The sequence below is a fragment of the Acidovorax sp. FW305-C-20-28 genome, assembly GCF_058783375.1.
Genome location: NZ_JBYSYM010000069.1, coordinates 1 through 8,557, shown reverse-complemented (window position 1 = coordinate 8,557; position 8,557 = coordinate 1). Strand labels below are relative to the sequence as shown.

Genomic DNA, 8,557 nt, shown 5'->3' with positions numbered 1-8,557 from the left:
TGGACCAATGTGACGGGCCGGGCGGGCACCAGTGGGGAGCTCAAGATCCTTACCGACATCATGGCCGGGGGCACCAGCGCGGCCGACCTGGTGGTGATGGCGGCCAATCTGGACCTCAATGCCACCCGCATCGATCTGGTGGGGCTCTCTGCCAAGGGGCTGGAGTTCGCCTGAGCGACCCAAGGAGCAGGGGCAGCCTTGCCCGCCAGCCCCATCCAACTCACCCCATGGGGCCCACCAGCGCATCGAGCTGGTCGAAGGTCTCGTCGTTCCAGCCCGTGCTGCCGGCGGCGATCTCGGCGTCGAGGGCTTCCTTGGTGGGGTAGAGGTCGTGCACGGTGAGCAGCGTGTGCGCCGCGGGCTGCTCCTCGAAGGTGACGGTGGTGACCTGGCCGCTGCCGCCGGCTTCGTCATTGGTCCAGACCAGGCGCGCGGGCGGCACCACCTCCAGGTAGCGGCCGTGGAAAGCCATGCCCTGGGGCGCGTCGGGGTGGCTGAACACCAGGCGGTAGCTGCCGCCCACGCGCACGTCGAGCTCGCAGGACAGCAGCGCCAGGCCGAAGGATTGGGGCACCCACCAGCGCTGGAACAGCGCGGCATCGGTCCAGGCCTTGAAAACGGTGTGCGGCGGGGCCTTGATGGTGCGCGTGACGACCAGTTCACGCTCGGATTGGCGCGCCACCGACAGGCGGTGCTGCGGGGCGGCGGGCTGGCTAGTGTGCTGTCCCGCAAATAGGTGGCAAAACAAAAACCGATGGATTTCGCGCCATGGCAAGGCGCAAACCGCAGCGATAGCCGGTGCTATCGCGAGGATTTGCAACGCCGCCATGGTGTGAAAGACGCGGTTTTAGTGCCACGTATTTGCGGGACAGCACACTAGATGTGTTTCCTGCGTCCATCGGTTTTCTCCTGGTGTTGCAATTGCTCGACCACCTGGTCCAGCGCGTCGAAGCGGGCCTCCCAGAGCTGGCGGTGCTGCTCTATCCACAGCGCCTGCGCCTCCAGCGGGCGCGGGCCCAACTGGCAGTGGCGCACACGCCCGAGCTTCTGCGTGGTGACCAGCCCGGCCTGCTCCAGCACGCCGACGTGCTTTTTCATGCCCGTGAGGGTCATGCCGAACTTGGCCGCCAGGTCGGAGATGGACGCATCGGCGCGCCCGAGCTGCTGCAGCACGCCACGCCGGGTGGAATCGGCCAGCGCAGCAAAGGCGGCATCGAGGTGGGCATCCGAATACTGAACCATTAAGTTCAGTGTATACCCATTGCTGCGCTGGCGCCAGCCCCGCCGAGCCAGCAGTTTTTCTACCGACTGAATGCAGCCCCGGCCCCTCGCCGCGCCGGCCTGCCGGTGCTAACCTGATGGCCTCCCCATGCCACCGCGGCGCCCTGGAGCCCCAGCCCATGGCAGGAGAAAAATTCGCTTCGTTGCCATCTTTCCATCCGCCCACCACAGAAAGGCCACCGCCATGCACGCCCTTGTCTTCCACCAGTTCGGCGATGCCGATGTTCTGCGCCATGAGGTGCTGCCCGACCCGACGCCGGGCCCCGGCCAGGCGCTGGTGCGCATGCGTGCCGTGGGGCTGAACTTTGCCGATGTGTACCGCCGCAAGGGCAACTACCACCTGGCCGGCTCGCCGCCGTGGGTGCTGGGCTACGAGGGCGCGGGCGAGGTGGTGAGCGCGCCACCGGGCAGCGGCCTGCAGCCCGGGCAGCGGGTGGGCTTTGCCGACAGCCCGTTTGCCAATGCCGAGCTGTGCGCGGTGGATGTGGAGCGGCTCATCCCCCTGCCCGACACCACTTCGTTCGAGACCGCCGCGGGCAGCCTGCTGCAGGGTCTGACGGCGCAGTACCTGTGCCGCGACAGCTATGCCGTGCGCCCGGGCGACTGGGCGGTGGTGCATGCGGCAGCGGGTGGCGTGGGGCTGCTGCTGGCGCAGATGCTGCGCGGCCTGGGCGCGCGGGTGATCGCCATTGCCTCGACCGAGGCCAAGCGCCAGGCAGTGCGCGAGGTGCTGGGCGTGGACGCGAACGCAGACGCCAACGCCAACGCCAACGCCGAAACCAGCGTGGTGGCGGTGATCCACACTGAGGGCTGGCTGCAGGCGGTGCAGGCCCTCACCGGCGGGCGCGGGGCGGACGTGGTGTACGACTCGGTGGGCACCACCTTGCCCGACAGCCTGGCCGCGGCGCGCACGGGCGGCACCATCGTGTTCTACGGCATGGCCGCGGGCGACCCGGCGCCGGTGGACCCGCGCCTGCTGATGGACCGCTCGCTCGCGCTGGTGGGCGGCGACCTGTGGAACGTGCTCACCAGCGCGCAGGAGCGCCGCACGCGCGCCGCGCAGCTGTTCGATGCCCTTGCGGCGGGCGGGCTGCAGCTGCGCATCGCCGAGCGCTTTGCGCTGCGCGACGGCGCCCAGGCCCACCGCGCGCTGGAGGGCCGCCAGGCCATCGGCAAGGTGCTGCTGCTGTTGCCGTGAGGGGGTGAAGGGTGAGGGGGTGAGGCGTGGCGTGGGCGCCATGCGGGTGCACCACGGCATCACGCGCTGCGTAGCAGCGCTCACCTTAGGCCCAGCCCAGGGCCTGCCAACACCGTTGTCGAAGATCGCCTGGCCGGGCCTGGGGGCTGAACGCGGGGCTCCTGCACAGCCTGCACAGCCTGCACCACCACCGGCAGCAGCAGCACGGCCGTGGCATTGGCGGGCGAGCGGCCCACGGCGTTGAACTGCGCCTGGCAGGCGGCCACCAGGGCCTGCAGTTGCGCGCAGGGGGCATGCGCCGTGCCCTGGGCCGTGGCCCAGCCTTCCACGGCCCAGTTGCAGCCGCTGGCGTCGCGCTCGGGCAGGGCCCGCAGGCGCGGTTGCAGGCCGCGCAGGTGGGCGTGCTGCTCTGCTTCGCGGGCCATCAGCGCGCGGAGCTGGTCGAAGGTTTTCAGTTGGCGCATCGGCAAGGCCTCGGGCGTGCGTGGATCGGGGCGAAGGGACTAAGAGCGGCTCACAAAACTCAGCGAAGCGGTTCTGGCTAGGCGCTGCGTCGCAGGCAGTACGAGTAGTACGACAAGACGCGGCAACGACGCCAGAAGAGTTTTGTTAGCCGCTCTAAGGTCCATTGTCCCGGGCGGGCGGCCACGCCGTCAAATCGCGCAACGGCATTGCGCATAGACAATTTTTAGACCACCGGGCCTGCAGCTCCCTCGGCGCTGCGCTCCATGCGGGCCCACGCACCCACATAGCGCCTGGGCAGGTCTGCGGCAAGCCCGGCATGCAATTGTCTATGTACAACATTGCATCGCATTTGACAATTACGGACCAGAAATCGAGACTGCATGCACCGCCACACAGAGCCCATGCAGCCATGAACCGACTGACCGATTTCACGACCTATGCCGACGCCCAGAGCCAGTTTTCCAGCGAGAAACTGTGGGCGCTTTTCGATGGGGACCGCAGTGCCTTCAACATCGCCCACGAGTGCGTGGACCGCCATGCCGACCAGGGCCGCGATGCGGTGATCGTCTGCCGCGCAGACGGCGTGGATGAAAAAATCAGCTTCGACGAACTGGCGCGCGATTCCTCGCGCTTTGCCCACTACCTAGAGCGCCGGGGCGTGCAGCAGGGCGAGCGCGTGGCCATCATGCTGGAGCCCTCGCGCGAGTTCTACACGGCCATGTTCGGCGTGATCAAGCGCGGTGCCATCGCCGTGCCGCTGTTCACGCTGTTCGGCCCCGACGGGGTGCGCCTGCGCGTGGGCGACTGCAAGCCTGCCCTGCTGGTCACCAACGAAGACAAGCGCGAGGTCGCCGCCGGCCTGGGCGACAGCACGCCGTTCGAGGTGTTCGACGCCGGTCTGTGGCAACAACTGGCTGCGCTGCCCACGCAGTACCAGGTGCCGTACCCGGTGCAAACGGCGCCCGACGACCTGGCCGTGTTCCAGTACACCTCGGGCACCACGCGCGAGCTGCCCGAGGCCGTGAAGCACACGCACAAGGCCCTGGTCACGCTGATGGTGGCCGCGCTCTACGGCACGGGCCTGCGCCCGGGCGACCGCTTCATGTGCCCCTCGTCCCCCGCCTGGGGCCATGGCCTGTGGCATGGCACGCTGGCACCGCTGGCGCTGGGCCTCACGGTGGGCGCCTACAGCGGCCGCTTCAACCCCGAGCGGCTGCTGGCCGCCCTGTCGGCCCACCGCTTCACCAACATGTCGGCCGCGGCCACGCACTACCGCATGATGAAGAACTGCGGCAAGGCGGGCGAGCACAGCTACCACTTCGAGAAGCTGTCGTTCACCGGTGAGCCCATCGACGATGACACGGCCGACTTTGTGCAGCAGCAGTTCGGCCTGCCGGTGTGCAGCATGTATGGCACCACCGAGATCGGCGTGGTGCTGGCCAGCTACCCGGGCGCGGCGGACTTTCCGGTCAAGCGCGGCTCGCTGGGCAAGGCCGTGCCGGGCACCGTGGTCGAGGTGCACGATGCCGATGGCCAGGTCTGCCCGCCCGGCGTGACCGGCCAATTGATGGTGCTGCGCCGCGGCCAGTGGGTGCCTACCAAGGACCTGGGCCGCACCGACGAGGACGGCTACTTCTACCACGGCGGCCGGGCCGACGACGTGATCATCTCGGCCGGCTGGACCATGAGCGCGGTGGAGATCGAGAACGTGATCCTCATGCACGAGGACGTGCTCGAAGCCGCCGTCATCGGCGTGCCCGACGCCCTCCGCGGCCAGGTGGTCAAGGCCTTCATCGTGTCGGACCGCGCGCGCAGCGATGCCTTCATCGACGAGGTGCAGACCCTCGTCAAGACCAAGCTCAGCCAGCACGAATACCCGCGCCACATCGCCCTGGTGCCCGAGCTGCCCAAGACCCCCGCCGGCAAGGTGCACCGCAAGGTGCTGCGCGAGCGCGAGGCCGCCGCGCTGGCAGAGGCCGCGGCGCACTGAGCCCCCCTTTCCCCTTCCCTTTCCCCTTTCCATTTCAACCACCCGCAGAAAAAAGGAGACACACCATGTCCACCGAAACCCAACGCACCTTCCCCAAGATCACCGACAGCGGCCTTGATGACCTGCGCCAGCGCATTGGCGTGAAGATCGGGCAGACCGCAGAGCCCTGGTGCTACGAGGCCACGCGCGACAACATCCGCCACTACGCCCACGGCATCGGCGACGACAACCCGCTGTGGTGCGACCCCGACTACGCGGCCAAGAGCCACTACGGCGGCATCGTGGCGCTGCCGAGCTTTCTGTTTTCCACCAGCCGCATCGTCTCGGGCTATGTGGGCGGCCTGCCGGGCGTGCACGCCATGTGGTCGGGCGCCGACTGGACCTGGCACAAGGAGGTGCGCCGCAACGACGTGATCTCCACCGAGGCGTATCTGAAGGACCTGGTGGAGCACCAGACCCGCTTTGCCGGCCGCGCCATCCAGCAGATCTACCACGTGGACTTTTTCAACCAGAGCGGCGACAAGGTGGCCGAGGCCGACAGCTGGTGCTTTCGCACCGAGCGCGACCATGCGCGCGAGAACGGCACCAAGTACCGCGAGGTGCGTGAGCGCGGCGTGCGCCGCTACACCGACGAGGAGCTGGGCGAGGCCTACAAGCTCTACCGCGACGAAGAGGTGCGCGGCGCCGTGCCGCGCTACTGGGAGGACGTGAACGTGGGCGACGAGCTGCCCACCATGTTCAAGGGCCCGATGACGGTGACCGGCTTCGTCGCCTACGCGCAGGGCTGGGGCGGCCTGTACATCCGCGCCAACAAGCTGGCCTGGAAGCTGATCGACGCGCACCCGGGCGTGGGCATCAAGAACCGCTTCGGCATCCCCGACGTGCCCGAGCGCGTGCACTGGGAAGAAGACTTCGCCCTCGAAGTCGGCGCCCCCGGCGCCTACGACTACGGCCCCGAGCGCACCTCGTGGATGACGCACCACCTCACCAACTGGATGGGCGACACCGGCTTTCTGCACAAGGCCAGCTGCAAGGTGCGCCGCCACAACCCCGAGGGGGACATGGTGTTCATCAAAGGCAAGGTCGTGCGCAAGTTCGTCGAGAACGGCAAGCACCTGGTGGAGATCGAACAGGAAGCGCAGAACCAGGACGGCGAGCAGTCCGCCGTGGGCGGCGGCATCATGGTGCTGCCCAGCCGCGGGTGAACACCATGGCAACCTCCCCTGGCGCCACGGCGCTCGGGGGCCTGCGCGTCGTGGACCTGACGCGCGTGCTCGCAGGCCCCCTGTGCACCCAGATGCTTTCGGACAACGGCGCCCAGGTCGTCAAGATCGAGCCGCCGGGCGGCGACGAAACCCGCCACCTGGGCCCGCCCTACGACGCCATGGGCCACAGCGCCTACTTCGCCGCGCTCAACCGCGGCAAGAAGGCCCTGGCCCTGGACCTGGCACAGCCCGAGGCGCAGGAGGTGCTGCACCGCCTGCTGGCCGACGCCGATGTGCTGGTCGAGAACTTCCTGCCCGGCACCATGGAGAAGTGGGGCCTGGGCTACGAGCAGGCCCTGGCCGCGCGCTACCCGCGGCTGGTCTACTGCGCCATCTCGGGCTTTGGCCGCGACGGCCCGCTGGGCGGCCTGCCGGGGTATGACGCGGTGCTGCAGGCGCAGTGCGGGCTGATGAGCATCAACGGCGAATCGGCCAGCGGCGCCACACGCATGGGCATCCCCATCGTGGACCACCTGACCGGGTATGTCGCGCTCACCGGCATCCTCATGGCGCTGTGCAGCCGCCAGGCCAGCGGCCAGGGCCAGCGCGTGGAGGCCACGCTGTACGACACCGCATTGAGCCTGCTGCTGCCCCATGCGTCGAACTGGTTTGCCTCGCACCAGGCGCCGGGCCTGCTGGGCAGCGCGCACCCCAACATCGCGCCGTACGACAAGTTCCGCGCGCGCGATGGCCATGTGTTCATCGGCATCCTCAACGACGGCCAGTTCAGGCGCTTCAGCGCGCACATCGGCCAGCCGGGCCTGCCGGACGAGCCGCGCTTTCGCAGCAATGCCGAGCGCCTGGCGCACCGGCCGGCGCTCAAGGCGATTATCGAAGCCGCCATTGCCGACGCCGATTGCGAGCCCCTGTGCGAAGCGCTGATGCGCGTGGGCGTGCCCGCCGGCGTGGTGAACGACGTGCCCCGGGCCCTGGCCCAGGCGCACTGCGCACACCGCGGCATGGTCATCGAGCAAGAGGGCTTCACCGCCCTGCGCGCGCCCATGCGCCTGTACGGCACGCCGGCCTCGCCGGGCGCGCCGCCCCCCGGGTTCAGCCAGCACGCCGACGAGGTGCTGGCCGGCCTCGGATTCAACGCAACAGAGAGGAACGACTTCTACGAGCGCGGCATTGCCCGCGCGCACGCCCCCTCTGTCTGACCTGCAGAATACAACCACAAGGAGACAAGCATGCGAACCATCCTCGCTGCCAAAATGACGACTACTGCTGCCAGCGTGCTACTGCTGACCGCTGTGCCCGCCGCATCCCATGCGCAGGCACCCGGCGCTTACCCCACCAAACCCATCCGCATCATCGTCGCCTACGCCGCCGGCCAAGGCACCGATGTGGCCACCCGGCTGCTGGGCGAGCAGCTCGCGCGCGAACTGGGCCAGCCCATCGTGGTGGAGAACAAGGCCGGCGCGGGCGGCATCCTGGGCACCGAACTGGCCGCCCAGGCCGCGGGCGACGGCTACACCCTGACCATGGGCACCAACGCCACCCATGTGCTCAACCAGTTCCTCTACCCCAAGATGCCGTTCGACCCGGTGAAGGATTTCGAGCCCATCGCCATGGTCGGCACCTTCCCCATGGTGCTGGCCGCCGGCGCCGCCACGCCCTACCGCACGGTGGGCGACGTGCTCGACGCCGTCAAGCGCACGCCCGGCTCGGCCGACATCGCCATGCCCAGCACTTCGGCGCGCCTGGTGGTGGAGTTCTTGAAGGAGCGCTCGGGCGTGCCGCTCTTCGGCATCCCGTACAAGGGCTCGGGCAGCGCCATGACCGACGTGCTGGGCGGCCAGCTGTCGGTGACCATCGACACGCCCCTGGCCCTGCGCCCCCACCTGGCGGCCGGCAAGCTGCGTGCGCTGGGGGTGACCTCGGGCACGGCCAGCAGCCTGGTGCCGGGCGTCAAGCCCGTGGCCGAGCAGGGCCATGCGGGTTTCGAGTTCGTGGCCTGGAATGCCTTGTATGCGCCCAAGGGGACGCCTGCCGATGTCACCAAGTTGCTGAACACCGCGGTCAACAAGGTGCTGGGCAAGCCGGAGGTGCGGCAGCGGTTGTTGGACTTGGGGTTTGAGCCTGCGGGGGGGAGTGCGGCGTATCTGGGGGTGTTTGCGAAGAAGGAGCGGGAGCGGTGGGGGCCGGTGATCAAGGCGGCGGGGATCAGGGCGGATCAGTAGTTCTTTGCTCTTGTTCTATGGTTGCTTCTGTTCGTTGATGGAGGGCGGAGGCCGGGATGTGCGGCCGGCGCGGCTGTTTGGATGGTGTGCTTGTGCTGAGTGCGGGAGCCGGGTCTCGGCCCGGCGGCCGAGGTACTTGTTCTTTGCTTCGCCAAAGAAAAGTACCCAAAAGAAAGGC

Annotated in this window: 8 protein-coding genes; 5 read left to right on the top strand and 3 right to left on the bottom strand. The window is 68.6% G+C overall.

Annotated elements, in window-relative coordinates; genetic code table 11:
* Window positions 1-220: 220 nt before the first annotated feature.
* Together AC3WOH_RS34525 and AC3WOH_RS34520 are read right to left on the bottom strand one after the other, a co-directional pair.
* A complete protein-coding gene (locus tag AC3WOH_RS34525; protein ID WP_492233841.1) occupies window positions 221-682 on the bottom strand; it encodes an SRPBCC family protein in 462 nt (153 codons plus the stop codon).
* 194 nt (window positions 683-876) lie between these two features.
* Window positions 877-1,242: an ArsR/SmtB family transcription factor gene (locus AC3WOH_RS34520; RefSeq protein WP_492233840.1), complete on the bottom strand. Its 366-nt coding sequence runs from the start codon at window positions 1,240-1,242 to the stop codon at window positions 877-879.
* A 223-nt stretch (window positions 1,243-1,465) separates the two neighbouring features.
* Between AC3WOH_RS34520 and AC3WOH_RS34515 the strand changes: the two genes are divergently transcribed.
* Window positions 1,466-2,479 (top strand): quinone oxidoreductase family protein, encoded by a 1,014-nt coding sequence (locus AC3WOH_RS34515; RefSeq protein ID WP_492233839.1) that lies wholly within the window; start codon window positions 1,466-1,468, stop codon window positions 2,477-2,479.
* A gap of 80 nt (window positions 2,480-2,559) precedes the next feature.
* Here the strand turns inward: AC3WOH_RS34515 and AC3WOH_RS34510 are convergent, their stop codons facing one another.
* Complete coding sequence (locus AC3WOH_RS34510; protein WP_492233838.1) at window positions 2,560-2,943, bottom strand: hypothetical protein; 384 nt, start codon at window positions 2,941-2,943, stop codon at window positions 2,560-2,562.
* Window positions 2,944-3,353: 410 nt separating this feature from the next.
* On the opposite strand from AC3WOH_RS34510, the gene AC3WOH_RS34505 reads away from it, so the two are divergent.
* The 4 genes from AC3WOH_RS34505 to AC3WOH_RS34490 all read left to right on the top strand — a co-directional run bounded on the left by AC3WOH_RS34505 (window position 3,354) and on the right by AC3WOH_RS34490 (window position 8,379).
* Window positions 3,354-4,934: an acetate--CoA ligase gene (locus AC3WOH_RS34505; RefSeq protein WP_492233837.1), complete on the top strand. Its 1,581-nt coding sequence runs from the start codon at window positions 3,354-3,356 to the stop codon at window positions 4,932-4,934.
* A gap of 65 nt (window positions 4,935-4,999) precedes the next feature.
* The gene (locus AC3WOH_RS34500) at window positions 5,000-6,139 is read left to right on the top strand and encodes an FAS1-like dehydratase domain-containing protein (protein WP_492233836.1); all 1,140 of its coding nucleotides are present in this window, start codon (window positions 5,000-5,002) and stop codon (window positions 6,137-6,139) included.
* Window positions 6,140-6,144: 5 nt separating this feature from the next.
* Complete coding sequence (locus AC3WOH_RS34495) at window positions 6,145-7,356, top strand: CaiB/BaiF CoA transferase family protein (RefSeq protein WP_492233835.1); 1,212 nt, start codon at window positions 6,145-6,147, stop codon at window positions 7,354-7,356.
* A 30-nt stretch (window positions 7,357-7,386) separates the two neighbouring features.
* Complete coding sequence (locus AC3WOH_RS34490; RefSeq protein WP_492233834.1) at window positions 7,387-8,379, top strand: Bug family tripartite tricarboxylate transporter substrate binding protein; 993 nt, start codon at window positions 7,387-7,389, stop codon at window positions 8,377-8,379.
* Window positions 8,380-8,557: the final 178 nt, after the last annotated feature.